A 14,922-nucleotide genomic window follows, 5' to 3' on the forward strand; every position below is an offset into this window, starting at 1 on the left:
TTTTTCGCTATATTTGTGTCTGTATTAACCAGACATACATAGATAAGATGAAAAATACACTTCTAATTGGTTGTTGTGCCCTCTTGTCGCTAACTGGATTGCGGGCACAGGATAGTTGGAACCCAGCAGAAGAAGCTGTCATTCGGTCAACTCGCCCAGACGGACGCTTGGGTAGTTCGTATGCCATTGCACATCAGTTGATGAAAGACCTGAAGCCTCGCTTGGCGTTTTGTCCAGATTTTACACGTGAAGAGATGGTAAATTGGCAAAGGGAAGTAGCTGAAGCTATGAAAACCTTGATGTGTTTTCCGGATTATCAGCCGGAGCAAGCGCCTATCTGTATCTCTCGCCAACCCCGCGACGGCTATGTATTGGAAAAGTGGGAGTTTTATCCATTGCCCAAAGCGGTTTGTACCTTTTTAGTATTGCGTCCTGATTCTATCGAAAAGCCGACGCCTGCGGTATTCTGTATCCCAGGGGCTAATATGAGTAAAGAGGGATTGGCTGGTGAGCCGGGGATAGTTCCGCTATTAAATGATAATTATCAATCGGATAAGGTAGCGATGGCGCGTAGTTTTGCAAAGCGGGGATATATTGCTGTAGCCGTGGATAATCCAGCAGCGGGCGAATCGTCTGACCTGGAGAAGTATGACCGGGGGCGAGATTTTGATTATGATGTAGTCTCGCGTATGCTATTGGAAATGGGTTGGAGCTATTTGGGATATGCGGCTTTTTTAGATAAACAGGTATTGGATTGGATGAAACAGGAGCCGTATATAGATGCAAAACGTATTTTGGTAAGTGGTTTTTCGTTGGGGACGGAACCGCTGATGGTACTGGGTGTGCTCGACCCGTCGATTTATGGTTTCATATATAATGATTTTCTCTGCCAAACCCAGGAAAGGGCGTGCGTCATGACTTATCCGATGGCTGATGGACGTCGTCCATTTCCTAATTCTATTCGCCATCTGATTCCAAATTTCTGGAAATATTTTAACTTTCCGGATTTGGTGGCTGCACTGGCACCTCGGCCTTTGTTACTCACGGAAGGCGGTCTGGATCGTGACTTTGAGTTGGTACAACGAGCGTATGAGCTGAGTGGCCATCCATCCCAGGTAGAAATGCATCATTATGCAAAGTTTGCAGATCCGACCGTGCGTCATCAGCTCGATAGCCTTCCCGAAGGCTTAGACCGTGATAGTTATTTTAAGCTGGTGAATGTAGACCCGGCTAATCATTACTATAAAAATGAATGGGTTTTTCCTTGGTTGGAGAAAATAGGCTTTGGTAAAAAGGAGCAATTGCAAAAATAATTAAACAAGAACCTGGGGTTGATGGTATCTCTACATTTGTAGCGGTACTATTTACCGTGGGTTGATAGTATCGCTACATTTATAGTGTTATTATTTACCGCAGGTTGATGGTATGGCTATATTTATAGCGGTACTATTTACCGCAGGTTGATGATATACTTTTTTATATTTTGGTATTGTCTACCATAGGTTGATGATATAGCTATATTTGTAGCGAAGCTATTTACCATGGGTTGATAGTATCATTTCATAAATAGCGAAATCATTTATCGTAGGTAGATAACTTCATCTTATTTCTATTTATACTATTTACTTTGAGTAGATTATATGATTTTTTAGGCTACTATTAAAATATATCTGGGTTTATTGAATAAACAGCTATTCAGCTTATCTAAATATTTAACAAATATTTTATCAGCAAAAGAGTTGTTATATTTGAAATAGATTATTATCTTTGTAGCACTAACAAAAATTATATCAAAACATGAGTGAAATTAATGGATTAAAATTAGAAGCGTTGACAAATGGTGCTCATGCAGAGTTCCATTACACAACATTGGAAAGGGCTAAAGGCCATGAGAAAGTATCCTCTAAATGTACGAAACAGCTGACACCTTATGAAGGCTCATATAATGAAGAGGATAGAGTATATAAAACCTCTATGAAAAATCTGAGTACAGATGATATTGTGGCCTCAGATAAATGGAGAGGGGATGTATACAGAAGTTATCGGACTGCTGTAAAAGCGATGGTAGGTATTACTATTCCTGCTATGGCAGAAGCTGCTAAGGTGTTAATGCAACACATCAAAGACTATCGGATTAATACATTATCGCAATTGGATAAGCTGACAGGCGATTTGCGTAATTTTGTAGGGGATTTGAAGGAAAAATATGTAGATGAGGTGGCTGCTTTGTCGCTTACTGAAGTGGTAAATGAACTGGAGAAAGCCAATGAACAGACTGCCTCACTTATTAAACTTCGTGATATACAAAATAAGTCGCGGGAAGTAGGAGCGGTAAGAAAAGCGCGGACTGCTACAGATAAGGCTTATCGTGCGCTAATGAAAATGATTAATGCGTTAATCCTGGTAGAAGGGGAAGAGGAATATGCGGACTTTGTTGCTGAACAGAATTCGCTTATCCTGCGCTATAAAAAGCGGGTGTTAGGACAAACGGTTATGAATGATAAAGAAGATGAAGGGGATGAACCTACTCCGGAAGTAAAGACGCCAGAAATTACGGCTATTTACCAAAAGGAGGGTGGAAATCCAGATAACCCACTCGAGATTAAAAGAGATGCAATGACAGTAGTAGAAGGGAAAAATCTGTATCTCTTGAATGCAGCAGGAGATGGTCCAGGCGATTTAATTTTGAAATGGCCTGATTCTGAAATAGATGAAAAAATAAAAACCGAATCTATTAGCTTACATACGGATACGCGTATAGAATTTCGTATGGTGTCTGATTTGACAGAGGGTAATTATTCGTTTCGTATTGAAACCTATTATAATGGTGAGGGTAATCCACCGCTTGCGGAACCTGTCGTAGTGACCTACCCGCAATATATCAAACTGATATAAGCGAATTTAAATTAAGACTATTCGTATTTTATGTCTTCATAAAATGAGATTAGATGGTTAATAGTTTGTAGTGTGTGTCTCCGATGTTTACAAAGGAGGCGCACACTTATGTTAAATGTATGTATGCAAACTTTATAATAAGAATGACCGATGAGACAGTTATTAGTGACAGTGAGTCTTTTATTAGCAATTAGTGCTAACTTGTATGCCAGCTATCCAAAAGGATTGCGTATCTGGTTTAATCAACCCAATCCGGAAGCAGAGACAGTCTGGATAGGAGAGGAAAAGCTTATTACAGCAGGTAGTGGGGGACAAAATAAGGATCGTTTCTGGGAAGACCTATCTCTCCCTATTGGTAATGGAAGCCTGGGGGCTAATATAATAGGTTCGATTGCTACCGAGCGAATTACGTTTAATGAAAAGACACTTTGGCGTGGGGGACCCAATACCACGAAAGGAGCTTCCTATTATTGGAATGTGAATAAAGAATCTGCTGCTATTTTAAAGGAAATCAGACAAGCCTTTATGAATGGAGACCAGAAAAAGGCTGCGCAGCTAACACAGGATAACTTTAATGGTGTGGTAGCGTATGAATCGGATGGGGAAGAGCCGTCAAGATTCGGTAGTTTTACTACTGCCGGAGAATTCCGCATAAAAACAGGAATAGAGGAGAAAGATATAACGGATTATGAGCGTTCCCTCTCACTGGATTCTGCTATAGCTAAAGTAAGTTTTTGCCACCAAGCAACCTGTTATAAACGGGAATATTTTATTTCCTATCCTTCAAACATGCTGGTAATGCGCTTTTCGGCTTCAGAAAAAGGAAAGCAAAATCTACAGTTTACGTATATGCCCAATCCTGTATCGAAAGGAAAATTTCGAGTAGATGGAAAGAACGGACTTTGTTTTATAGCTCGTTTGGATAATAATCAGATGGAATACGTAGTGCGGATACAGGCCATAGCTAAGGGAGGTAAAGTAAAAGCAGATAAAAAGGGACTCCTGACTGTAGAAAATGCAGATGAAGTCATGTTCCTCGTTACGGCTGATACCGATTATAAAATGAACTTTGACCCAGATTTTAAGGATCCAAAGACGTATGTAGGTATCGATCCAAAACAAACGACAAAAGAATGGATGGATAAAGCTAAAGAACAGACCTTCTCCGAACTGTTGGATGAGCACTATCAAGATTATAATAATCTGTTTAGTCGTACACAGCTGACGTTAAATCCTTCGTGGGAAAATCCAGATGATTTACCTATGCTAGAAAGACTGGCCCGCTACCGTACCGGCGCTCCAGATTATGGTTTGGAAGCACTATACTACCAATTTGGACGGTACCTTTTGATAGCCAGTTCGCGACCCGGTAATTTACCTGCTAATCTGCAAGGTGTATGGCATAATAATGTAGACGGACCTTGGCGAGTAGATTACCATAATAATATCAATATCCAGATGAATTACTGGTTAGCTTGCCCTACGAATTTAGCTGAATGTCAAGAGCCGCTAATAGACTTTATCCGTACACAAATAAAACCAGGAGAACGAACGGCTCAAGCATACTTTGGTGCACGAGGCTGGACAACTTCCATTTCCTCGAATATCTTCGGATTTACTTCTCCTCTGCGAGATAAAGATATGTCATGGAACTTTTCTCCTGTTGCAGGACCTTGGCTGGCTACCCATATATGGGATTATTACGATTATACACGAGATAAAGCGTTCCTACAAGATACCTATAGCATGATTAAGGGAGCAGCCCAATTTGCTGTCGACTATTTGTGGCATAAACCGGACGGAACTTATACGGCTGCTCCATCTACGTCTCCTGAGCACGGACCAATTGATGAAGGAGCAACTTTCTCGCATGGCGTTATCCGGGAAATTCTGTTAGATGCCATTGCCGCCAGTGAGATACTGCAAGTAGATAATGCGGAGCGTAAGGAATGGCAGGATGTATTAAACAATTTGGTTCCTTACAAAATCGGACGCTATGGTCAACTAATGGAATGGTCTGTAGATATAGACGACCCACGTGATGCACATCGCCACGTAAATCATCTGTATGGTCTTCACCCAGGACGAACTATCTCGCCTGTAACTACTCCAGAACTGGCACATGCCGCTCGCGTCGTATTGGAACATCGCGGAGATGGAGCTACCGGATGGAGTATGGGTTGGAAACTAAATCAGTGGGCTCGTTTGCAAGATGGAGACCGTGCCTACCGACTCTATGGTAACCTCTTAAAGAATGGTACAAATCATAATCTGTGGGATTCGCATCCTCCTTTCCAAATAGATGGTAATTTCGGTGGAACAGCAGGTGTGACAGAAATGCTCATCCAAAGCCATGCCGGTTTTATCCAATTACTCCCTGCATTACCGGCTGTCTGGCACGAAGGGGAATTGACAGGAGTTCGTGCACGAGGTAACTTCATTGTCGACATATATTGGAAAGATAATAACCTGGTGAAGGCAATTATCCATTCTGGTTCGGGAGGTCCTTGTAAAATACATTATCAAGGCAAAAAGTTAGAATTTGACACACAAGCTGGGGAAATATACACACTCACATACCAAGGAGGCACGTTGAGCTTGCAATAATTTCTAATAGATTCAGCTTTTTGAAGGAAATAATCAACAAGTTTTTGGGCGCTTGCTTGCTACACAGCAGGCAAGGCGCCCGGGTTTGTTGATAGAATAGATATAAAGGCTTTCCGCCTATGATTAATTCTGTTTTAATGTATAATCTTTAACGCCCAGCATCTCGTAAGATTGCAAAAGAGCTTTATCATCGTCTGATATCATTAGTAATTTATCATTGGCTTTAAGAACGGTTTTACCCGTTGGAATAAAATAACGTCCATCGCGTTTCACCATTACTGCCAATGTATGATCCGGTAGATTCAAATCCATCAACCGATTTCCATGTGCCAAAACTTCCGGTGTCAAATCTATTTCGCTCATCACACTTCGAATATCTTCCGACAATTCCATACCAAATTCCTCTTTGGCTTCCGGTTTATCTATCAAATGAAGCAAGCGAGCCACGTATGTTACCGTTGTCCCTTGTACCAAAAGAGACAAAATGGTGATAAAGAAAACGATGTTGAAGAACCATTGCGCATGTTCGATACCTGCCAACAAAGGATAAGTGGCAAAGATTATCGGTACCGCGCCTCGCAATCCAACCCACGAAATGTACAACCTCGCCCGCCACGAAAAGTTCCGATAAGGTAAGAGCGAAAGGAAGACACTCACCGGACGTGCTATCACAATCATAAAGATACCTATTCCCAATCCAATATGCGTCACAGGAAGCAACTCGTGCGGATTAACCAACAATCCCAACGAAAGGAACATTACTATCTGCCACAACCAAGTAAAACCATCAAAGAACGTACCGATACTCCGTTTATGAATTATCTTCGAATTGCCAAATACCAACCCGGCAATATAAACTCCCAGATAACCATTCCCTTTACAAAGAGTCACCACTGAATAAGTCAAGAATGCAAATGCCAGAATCAAAATAGGATAAAGCGATGCATTGTTTACATTAATTCGATTCACAATCCTAACCGCTACCTTTCCCAACAAGAAGCCACCAATCGCCCCAATCACCAATTGCAGTACCAACATCCATGCCGCTTCCGCTATACTCATTCCGCCCGATTGGATAAAAGCAATAAGGATGAGTGTCAAAAGATACGCCATCGGGTCGTTACTTCCGCTTTCCAATTCCAACGTCGGTCGAAGATTTTCTTTCAACAATACGCCTTTACTGCGCAAAATAGAGAATACCGAAGCCGAATCAGTAGAAGACATTACCGCTGCTAACAAAAGCGATTCGGGCAAAGTCAATGTCGCATATTCTGTTGAATAATGACATATCAAATAGATAAAACCACCTGTTAGAAAGGTTGTTAACAATACTCCTAATGTAGCCAATACCACACCTTGCGAAGCTACAGGCTTGATTTCCTTCAATTTCGTATCCATTCCGCCTGAAAACAGAATGATACTTAAAGCCAACATGCCTATGAACTGTGCCGCCTTAGCATTGTCAAACTGAATGCCTACGCCATCACTTCCAAACGCCATTCCAATACCCAAAAATAACAACAACGAAGGCAACCCGAAACGATACCCTGCCTTTCCTGCAAATACGCTCAATATCAATAATATTGAGCTCGCAAACAATATTTTCTCCGGACTATGCATCATATTTTTTCATTTAATGTATAAGTAAAACAAGCGAAAGACAAAAAAGGTTTAAGTTGAAAACCGAAAAAAATATAGTTATTATCATTTCCATTTATAGTTAGAATCGTTTTCGTTTATCGTTATATTTCTTTTCGATTCTCGTTAATTTTATTTGAAAAGCCAAGGCTTTCTTCAGAAAAAGCCTTACCTTTGAAAAATAATTCTAAGAAAAAAATGGAAAAGTACATCGAAGACAACCTTTTAGGTAAGGTCATCATCCGGACGAATCCTCGTGCGAAACGTTATATCGTAAAGATTCAATCAGGAAAAGTCGTAGGCGTTATGCCCAAACAAGGCAACGAAAAAGAATTGCTGGCTTTAATCACAAGCAACAAACAAAAGCTAAGAGAAAAACTGGATAAAACAGTAACCTTTCCTCTCATAGACGAAAGTTGTCGTATTGAAACAGAAACATTCAAAGTCAATATCGTCTTAAGCCCCGTAAAAGAATACTACATTCTCCAAAAAAGAGGATTATTGCTCATTACTTGTCCGCTGAAAACCAACTTTGCAGACGAGGAGGTACAAAAGGATTTACGCCAGATATTAATAAACGCCCTACGCCACGATGCCCAAAAGTACTTGCCTTCCCGTTTGAAATCGTTAGCCAAAAAACATGGTTTCCAATTTGAATCGGTGCGCATCAACAATAGCCGTACGCGATGGGGAAGTTGTTCGGGAGGGAAAAACATAAACCTTTCGTGCCACGTAATGCAACTTCCTTGGCATCTAATCGATTATATTCTTCTGCATGAGCTTTGTCATACGCGCGAGATGAACCATAGCCCTCGCTTTTGGGCTTGGATGGATAAAGTAACCCACCAGCAAACCCAAAAGCTAAGACAAGAATTAAAACAACACTATATGTGGTAAAAACAGATAACAGATAACAAATAATTAAATCCGTTTGTCTATTAATGCTTCTACTACATTCACCACATAATCACCTAATTTCTCGCTCTCGCTCACGATATCCATATAATACACACCATCTTGGTATTGATAACGCTTGTTGTTAATATCCTCTATGTTGCGTGCTTTGAGTTGATTCCGGTAATTATTGATTTCATTTTCGATGTTATAAGAGACATTGATATCATTGTGTGTCAGTTCAGATTTATGGAAGATGATGTTCATCCGCTCCAATGCTTCGCCTACAAGAGAAAACATCCGTTCGACATGCTCGTTTTGTTCAGGCGTAAAAGAGGATTTAAATTCGTTGCGCCGTTTCAACGTCCGTGCTAAGTTGTTACACGAATCAGCAATGCTCTCTATCTCGCTTACGGCACGAAGCATGACGCGAATCTCCTCTTTGCTTTCCGAGCTCAGGCGACCTTCGGAAACTTGCGTCAGGTAATTGGCTATTTCCACCTCCATGCGGTCGCTGATATTTTCGTATTTCTCGATGCGACTATAGGTTTTCGTAAACGTATCCACGTTTTTTTCATACAGAAGCGATTTGACCATGTTGAACATGCGCGCCGTCCGCTCGGCAAACAAGACAATTTCCTTTTGGGCTTGCAGGATAGAAAGTTCGGCCGTCGAAAGCATACCACCCGTAATGAAGCGCAGCCGGTATTCTTCGTCTTTCGGCTTTCCTTTGATAAAAGCACACACTGTTTTTTCAATCAAGCCTACAAACCAAATCATAATACATGTATTGCTAATATTAAAAGCGGTATGGAATGCAGCCAATTTAAACGATACAGCAACAGATGGGTCGCTCACATGCATTACATTTTCGACGAACCAAGAAACGCCTGCCGTAAACGGATAAAAAACCACCAATACCCAACAGACGCCAAAGACATTAAACATCAAATGCGCCAAAGCGGCCCTTCGTGCCTGAATATTCCCCGTTAAAGCAGCCAAGTTTGCCGTAATGGTTGTGCCAATATTCTCGCCCAAAACCAAAGCTACGCCTAAATGATAATCAATCCACCCATTCGCGCACATGATTAAGGTAATCGCCATCGTAGCTGCTGAGGCTTGGACAATCATGGTCAATGCCGTTCCGATAAAAAGGAAAAGTAAAATCGAGAAGAAACCCATATCGGTATAGTTCTGGACGAAAGCCAGCATGTCGGGATTCGCACTTAAGTCTGGCGCATTGGCTTTCAATCCCTCTAATCCCATAAAAAGGAAAGAGAAACCGAAAATGAACTCCCCGACCGACTTCCGAGAACTTTTACCTGAAAAGAAGAGAGGTAGCGCCAAGGCCAACAAGGGCAATGCAAAGGCAGATATATCTATCTTGAAGCCCAATGCTGAAATAATCCAGGCCGTCACGGTGGTTCCGATATTGGCTCCCATGATGACGCCAATGGATTGTGTCAGCGTCAAAAGTCCGGCATTTACAAAGCTAACTACCATTACCGTAGTAGCGGAAGAGGATTGAATCAAGGCGGTTATCAACATACCTGTCAACACACCCGTCACCCGATTCTTGGTCATAGCCGTCAGAATTTTACGAAGGCTGTCTCCGGCAAGCTTCTGCAAGCCTTCACTCATAATCTTCATGCCGTATAGGAACAAGGCCAATGATCCTATCAAGCGCAAGAGGTCAAAAAAAGAGTATTCCATTTAATTTACGTTTAAGTGGATGTTTATCCGATTAATATTCCTATTTTAGTAGCACAAAATTACGAAAAAGTTAAAATTCCATGACAGACTACATCACGATTTATTGCAAGAATACGCAAAAAAGCTACCAAGTACCCATCGGCACGACGTTGTTGGACATTTATAAGCTCGTAGGCGAACCGCTTCCCTACTGTCCGATGAACGCGCAAGTAAATAATAAGACGGAAGACCTGACGTATGTCTGCTGGCGCCCAAAAGACATCGAGTTCGTAGATTATACGAATCTTTCGGGTATGCGGACGTATGTACGTTCGCTCTGTTATATTCTTTCGAAGGCAGTGCACGATGTATATCCGGAGGCAGATTTGTTTATCGAACATTCCATTTCGCGCGGTTACTATTGCCGAATCCATAACGGCCAACAGGCGGATGCGGAGATGTTGGCACGGATTCGGAACCGAATGCAGGCAATCATCGAGGCGGATATCCCGTTGCATTTGCATACAGTCCGGACACCCGACGCCATCCAGCTTTTCCGCGAGGTAGGCATGCACGACAAGGCCAATCTCATCGAGACCAGCGGCATGCTCTATACTTCGTATTATGAATTGGACGGGTATGTGAATTATTTCTACGGGAGCTTGGTTCCCTCGACTGGTTACGTCCCGGTATTCGATTTGGAACCCTATTTGGATGGCGCCCTGCTTCGCGTCCCGCTGCAGAACGACCCGACGCAATTGGCTCCCAAAATCATCCAAAACAAAATGTATGAAGTCTACAAAGAGCATCTTACGCTCCTCCATGCTTTGGATTTGGAAAACGTGGGGGATTTAAACCAGGCTATCAAGCAGGGGCACGCCTCCGAGGTGATTCTCGTCTCTGAAGCCATGCAGGAAAAGCAAATCGCCCGCATTGCCGAACAAATCGCCGAGCGATACAAACAGGGTACGCGCATCGTCCTCATCGCCGGTCCTTCGTCGTCGGGCAAAACCACTACGTGTAAACGCCTGGAAGTACAATTGGCCACCAATAGGCTCCATCCCGTGGGTATCTCGCTCGACGATTATTTCGTGAATCGCGAAGATACGCCGCGAGACGAACAGGGGGAATATGATTTCGAATCTATCTACGCCCTCGACCTCCCTTATTTCAACGCTGATTTGAAACGCCTCATCGCCGGTGAAGAGATTGACATGCCTTCGTTCGACTTCGAAAGCGGCAAGCGGGTCTATCGCGGAAAGAAATTGAAACTGAAAGAGAACTCCATCTTAGTGATTGAGGGCATCCACGCGTTGAACCCGGAACTTACCTCCTATATCGACGCCTCTTATAAATATTATGTATACGTCTCGGCGCTGACCACGATTTCGCTCGACAACCACAACTGGATTCCGACGACCGACAATCGCCTTCTGCGCCGCATCGTGCGCGACTACCGTTTCCGCGGTTATTCGGCCGAAGAGACCATCCTGCGCTGGTCGAGCGTGCGCCGGGGCGAGGACCGCTGGATTTTCCCCTACCAAGAGCAGGCCGACGCGATGTTCAACAGCGCCATGCTCTACGAACTGGCGGCCCTTCGTCCATATGCCGAACCTATCCTTGCGAACGTCCCGGAGAACTCGCCCGCCAATGCCGAGGCTTACCGCCTGCTTCGTTTCCTTCGCTATTTCAATTACATCCAAGAGGAGGATTTGCCCAAGACGTCGCTCTTGCGCGAGTTCCTGGGTGGCGGAAGTTTCAAATATTAACCCATCACAAAGGATTTTTCCGATGGTAAATTCGCAATGGATTTCTTTCTCCAGAAGGCCGGGATACTTTCCGACATTGTCGGAATCTTTCTCCGGAAGGCTGGGAAACTTTCCGACATTGTCGGAATCCTTCTCCGGAAGACTGGGAAGCTTTCCGACATTGTCGGAATCCTTCTCCGGAAGGCTGGGAAACTTTCTGACATTGTCGGAATCCTTCTCCGGAAGACTGGGAAGCTTTCCGACATTGTCGGACGCCTTTTTCTTCCTTCTTTAAAAAGATAAGGTGAAAGGATTATATCATTGTCAATTTCTCCCAATTCCTTTCCGCCTGTTCCGCGACCTCTTCGACCGGGAGCGACAAGGAATCGGCTGCGTGTTGGTATATCGTTTGGATGGGAAGCGGGGATTCGTCCGTTTCGAGGAAAAAACGGTGTGGATAGGCAGCCTGCAACGCTTCGGCTTGGAAATGCGCGCCAAAGGAAAGGTAAAATCCCGCGTTGAGCAACTGTTCCGCCAAGGCCCGTTTGCCACGGAACCCGTGGATAATCCAAGCCGACAAAGGATGCAATTTCCGATAAGAACCCAACAGCTCTTGCCACGCGCGGACGCAATGGACTACCAACGGTTTGCGCAGCTCTTCCGCCAAGAGGGCTTGCGTTTCGAAAAGAGTCTGTTGCAACGGTAAATCAGGGCTGTTTTTATCCAACCCGGCCTCGCCTATCAGCCAGACTTCGGGCAAACGTGCGACCTTCCACAACGCCTCCAACTGCGCCCGGCCGTCGCCCTCGATATACCAAGGATGAATCCCGACGGAAAAAGGCATGTGCATCGGCTCGTCGGACAAGCGCTCCTTTCCCACGATGCGATTCAGGAAATACACCGCTTCGCCCGTCTCTCTTTCCGGCAATCCATGGGTATGGATATCCATGTATTTCATTTCACCAAATAATAAAACCTGCCACGCCACACGCCACGAGCGCCAAACCCAAGAGCGCGTAAAACACCCGCGCCCCGTTTCGCCCCATCCGCCGGACGAACATCCGCGCGCCGTCGGTCTGGAAATACCAATCGATATTCCAAATAGCCGCTACAAGCGAGAAGAGCCCCAAGGCGATGAAAAGAATCAGGATAAAATATTCGGAAGGCGCCATGCGTTACTCGATGCGGACGGTCCGCGTGCCGTCTTCGTTCTCTACCATCGTCACATCTACCACGTCTCCCGGAAGCAAATCCGCTATCTTCTCCGGCCACTCGATGAAGCACAGGGCGCCGCTATAGAAATAATCCTCCGTCCCGATATCTTCCGCCTCCTCCAATTTGGCGATGCGGTAAAAGTCGAAATGATAAATCAATTCGCCCGTCGTCGAAGAGCGATACTCGTTGATGATGGCGAAGGTCGGGCTGTTAATCACATCCTCCACGCCCAGTTCCTCACAAATAGCCTTGATGAAAGTCGTCTTTCCCGCTCCCATCTTCCCGTGGAAAGCAAACACGGTGCGGTCGTCCATCTGCGCCACAAATGCTTTCGCGGCTTCCCGGATAGTATCCAAGCTTTTAATCTCAATCGTTTGCATACGCTTTTTATTTGACACGCAAAAGTAATGATTTATTGGAACACGGAGACAGAGAGACGGAGTTTTTTCATTTCGCTTCCATTAAAATAAACGGTATCATCATCTCTTCCATCGAAATCCCTCCGTGCTGGAACGTATTCTTATAATACGAGACGTAATAGTTGTAATTGTTCGGATAGGCGAAGAAATTCTGGCCGGTAGCGAAGATATACTTCGTGCTCAGGTTGGGAGACGGCAGCCCCACGCGCTCCGGATTGCGGATTTCGAATACCTCCTTCGGATTGTAATTGAGGTTCTTCCCCAGCTTGTAGCGGAGATTGGTATTCGTATTGCGGTCTCCAACGACCTTGACGGGCGTATCGACGCGGATAGTGCCATGGTCGGTCGTGACGATGACTTTATATCCCGTCCGAGCGATGCGTTTGAAGAGCTCCCATGTCGTGGAATGCTGAAACCACGAGCGGGTCAGGCTTCGGTAGGCCGCTTCGCTTTGCGCCAATTCACGAATCATCTTGCTCTCGGTACGGGCATGCGAAAGCATATCAACGAAGTTCAGCACAATCACGTTCAGTTGGTTTTTCAAGAGCGAAGGAATCATACCAAGCAACTTCTCGCCGTAGTTCGAATCATAGACCTTATTATACGAAAAGGTATAATTCTTCCGGAAGCGGTTGATTTGCGTCTGGATGAGCGGTGCCTCGTTCAGGTTCTTACCCTCTTCGCTTTCCTCGTCGACCCACAAATCGGGGAAGAGCTTTTCGATTTGTACCGGCATCAGTCCGGAGAAAATCGCATTGCGAGCATATTGCGTAGCGGTCGGGAGGATGCTATAATAGAGATGCTCGTCGAAGGTATAAAATTCCGCCAGCAAATCCTTTACCACGCGCCATTGGTCCATCCGGAAATTATCAATCAAGATAAAAAAGACCTTCTCGCCCGCGTCGAGAAGCGGAAAGATACGCTTCTTGAAGAGGTCGGGACTCATCAGCGGACGGTCGTCGGGATGCATAATCCACTCTTCGTAATGGTTCTTCACGAACTTGCCAAAGGCATTGTTCGCTTCCTCCTTTTGCATGAGGAGCATCTCCTTCATCGCGCCCTCGGTACTGCTTTCCAGTTCCAGTTCCCAATAAACGATACGTTTGTAAAGTTCCATCCATTCGTCGGCCGTCAGCGAATCGTGCATCCGCATGCCAAGGCGGGCAAATTCCTGCTGGTAACTTTCGGTCGTGGTCTGCGAAATAATCACATTCTTATGCACATTCTTCTTGATAGACAACAATAGCTGGTTCGGGTTGAGCGGCTTGATGAGATAATCGGCTATTTTATTTCCGATGGCCTGGTTCATGATGCGTTCCTCTTCGCTCTTCGTCACCATCACGACCGGCGTATTCGGCGCGATTTCCTTGATGTGCGAAAGAGTCTCCAGCCCAGTCAACCCCGGCATGTTTTCGTCCAAGAATATAATGTCGAATGTCTGTTCGCGGCAGAAGTCAATTGCATCTTGCCCGCTCACGACCGGCACTACCTCATAGCCCTTCTCCGTCAGAAAAAGAATGTAAGGTTTCAACAAATCAATCTCGTCGTCTGCCCAAAGTATCTTGTCTTTCTTCATTGTCCTCTTATTTTTCTATATGCTGTTTTACTTAACGGAAGAAAAAGGGGTTTTCGTATATAAAACCATCGTTTTCAATAAACAGGAACGTTTCTTAAAGGCAAGAACGATCTTCCGCAAACCGCCGGAGGCCTCCGGAAAGCCGAAGAAGATTGTCCGCAAGCCGCCGGAGGGCTCCGGAAGCTAAAAGAAAAACGTTCTTTCACAAAAGGAGGCCTCCGGAGCTTAAAAGAAAATC

Annotated in this window: 11 protein-coding genes; 5 read left to right on the plus strand and 6 right to left on the minus strand. The window is 44.5% G+C overall.

All coding sequences use genetic code 11. The features are described from left to right. The first annotated feature begins 47 nt into the window (after positions 1-47). The 3 genes from B5F77_RS04625 to B5F77_RS04635 all read left to right on the plus strand — a co-directional run bounded on the left by B5F77_RS04625 (position 48) and on the right by B5F77_RS04635 (position 5,502). Positions 48-1,313, plus strand: a complete 1,266-nt coding sequence (locus B5F77_RS04625) for an alpha/beta hydrolase family protein (RefSeq protein ID WP_087328353.1) — start codon at positions 48-50, stop codon at positions 1,311-1,313. A gap of 484 nt (positions 1,314-1,797) precedes the next feature. Next, entirely contained in the window at positions 1,798-2,895 is a 1,098-nt protein-coding gene (locus B5F77_RS04630) for a DUF6261 family protein (RefSeq protein ID WP_087328357.1), read from the plus strand. A 150-nt stretch (positions 2,896-3,045) separates the two neighbouring features. After that, the gene (locus tag B5F77_RS04635) at positions 3,046-5,502 is read left to right on the plus strand and encodes a glycoside hydrolase family 95 protein (protein WP_087328359.1); all 2,457 of its coding nucleotides are present in this window, start codon (positions 3,046-3,048) and stop codon (positions 5,500-5,502) included. Between the two features lie 123 nt (positions 5,503-5,625). Here the strand turns inward: B5F77_RS04635 and B5F77_RS04640 are convergent, their stop codons facing one another. Then, positions 5,626-7,125, minus strand: coding sequence for a potassium/proton antiporter (locus tag B5F77_RS04640; RefSeq protein WP_087328362.1), 1,500 nt, complete (start codon positions 7,123-7,125; stop codon positions 5,626-5,628). 213 nt (positions 7,126-7,338) lie between these two features. On the opposite strand from B5F77_RS04640, the gene B5F77_RS04645 reads away from it, so the two are divergent. Then, the gene (locus tag B5F77_RS04645; protein ID WP_087328365.1) at positions 7,339-8,037 is read left to right on the plus strand and encodes a SprT-like domain-containing protein; all 699 of its coding nucleotides are present in this window, start codon (positions 7,339-7,341) and stop codon (positions 8,035-8,037) included. A gap of 24 nt (positions 8,038-8,061) precedes the next feature. On the opposite strand, the gene B5F77_RS04650 is transcribed toward B5F77_RS04645, so the two are convergent. Continuing rightward, a complete protein-coding gene (locus B5F77_RS04650; protein WP_087328368.1) occupies positions 8,062-9,747 on the minus strand; it encodes a Na/Pi cotransporter family protein in 1,686 nt (561 codons plus the stop codon). A gap of 80 nt (positions 9,748-9,827) precedes the next feature. Between B5F77_RS04650 and B5F77_RS04655 the strand changes: the two genes are divergently transcribed. Next, the gene (locus tag B5F77_RS04655; RefSeq protein WP_087328371.1) at positions 9,828-11,495 is read left to right on the plus strand and encodes a nucleoside kinase; all 1,668 of its coding nucleotides are present in this window, start codon (positions 9,828-9,830) and stop codon (positions 11,493-11,495) included. Positions 11,496-11,787: 292 nt separating this feature from the next. Here the strand turns inward: B5F77_RS04655 and B5F77_RS04665 are convergent, their stop codons facing one another. The 4 genes from B5F77_RS04665 to B5F77_RS04680 all read right to left on the minus strand — a co-directional run bounded on the left by B5F77_RS04665 (position 11,788) and on the right by B5F77_RS04680 (position 14,684). Next, positions 11,788-12,432, minus strand: a complete 645-nt coding sequence (locus B5F77_RS04665; protein ID WP_087328377.1) for a TatD family hydrolase — start codon at positions 12,430-12,432, stop codon at positions 11,788-11,790. Position 12,433: 1 nt separating this feature from the next. Next, complete coding sequence (locus B5F77_RS04670; protein WP_087328380.1) at positions 12,434-12,646, minus strand: immunity 17 family protein; 213 nt, start codon at positions 12,644-12,646, stop codon at positions 12,434-12,436. A 3-nt stretch (positions 12,647-12,649) separates the two neighbouring features. Next, complete coding sequence (tsaE, locus tag B5F77_RS04675) at positions 12,650-13,069, minus strand: tRNA (adenosine(37)-N6)-threonylcarbamoyltransferase complex ATPase subunit type 1 TsaE (protein WP_087328384.1); 420 nt, start codon at positions 13,067-13,069, stop codon at positions 12,650-12,652. A 67-nt stretch (positions 13,070-13,136) separates the two neighbouring features. Continuing rightward, positions 13,137-14,684, minus strand: a complete 1,548-nt coding sequence (locus B5F77_RS04680; RefSeq protein WP_087328390.1) for a bifunctional response regulator/alkaline phosphatase family protein — start codon at positions 14,682-14,684, stop codon at positions 13,137-13,139. Positions 14,685-14,922: the final 238 nt, after the last annotated feature.

The sequence above is a fragment of the Parabacteroides sp. An277 genome (assembly GCF_002159645.1).
Classification (GTDB): Bacteria; Bacteroidota; Bacteroidia; order Bacteroidales; family Tannerellaceae; genus Parabacteroides.

Excerpts from the sequence above, each read along its gene's own strand:
- B5F77_RS04670 (WP_087328380.1), bottom strand. The coding sequence starts at position 12,646 with ATGGCGCCTTCCGAATATTTTATCCTGATTCTTTTCATCGCCTTGGGG.
- B5F77_RS04665 (WP_087328377.1), bottom strand. The coding sequence starts at position 12,432 with ATGAAATACATGGATATCCATACCCATGGATTGCCGGAAAGAGAGACG.
- B5F77_RS04655 (WP_087328371.1), top strand. The coding sequence starts at position 9,828 with ATGACAGACTACATCACGATTTATTGCAAGAATACGCAAAAAAGCTAC.
- B5F77_RS04680 (WP_087328390.1), bottom strand. The coding sequence starts at position 14,684 with ATGAAGAAAGACAAGATACTTTGGGCAGACGACGAGATTGATTTGTTG.
- B5F77_RS04645 (WP_087328365.1), top strand. The coding sequence starts at position 7,339 with ATGGAAAAGTACATCGAAGACAACCTTTTAGGTAAGGTCATCATCCGG.
- B5F77_RS04625 (WP_087328353.1), top strand. The coding sequence starts at position 48 with ATGAAAAATACACTTCTAATTGGTTGTTGTGCCCTCTTGTCGCTAACT.
- B5F77_RS04630 (WP_087328357.1), top strand. The coding sequence starts at position 1,798 with ATGAGTGAAATTAATGGATTAAAATTAGAAGCGTTGACAAATGGTGCT.
- tsaE (WP_087328384.1), bottom strand. The coding sequence starts at position 13,069 with ATGCAAACGATTGAGATTAAAAGCTTGGATACTATCCGGGAAGCCGCG.
- B5F77_RS04635 (WP_087328359.1), top strand. The coding sequence starts at position 3,046 with ATGAGACAGTTATTAGTGACAGTGAGTCTTTTATTAGCAATTAGTGCT.
- B5F77_RS04650 (WP_087328368.1), bottom strand. The coding sequence starts at position 9,747 with ATGGAATACTCTTTTTTTGACCTCTTGCGCTTGATAGGATCATTGGCC.
- B5F77_RS04640 (WP_087328362.1), bottom strand. The coding sequence starts at position 7,125 with ATGATGCATAGTCCGGAGAAAATATTGTTTGCGAGCTCAATATTATTG.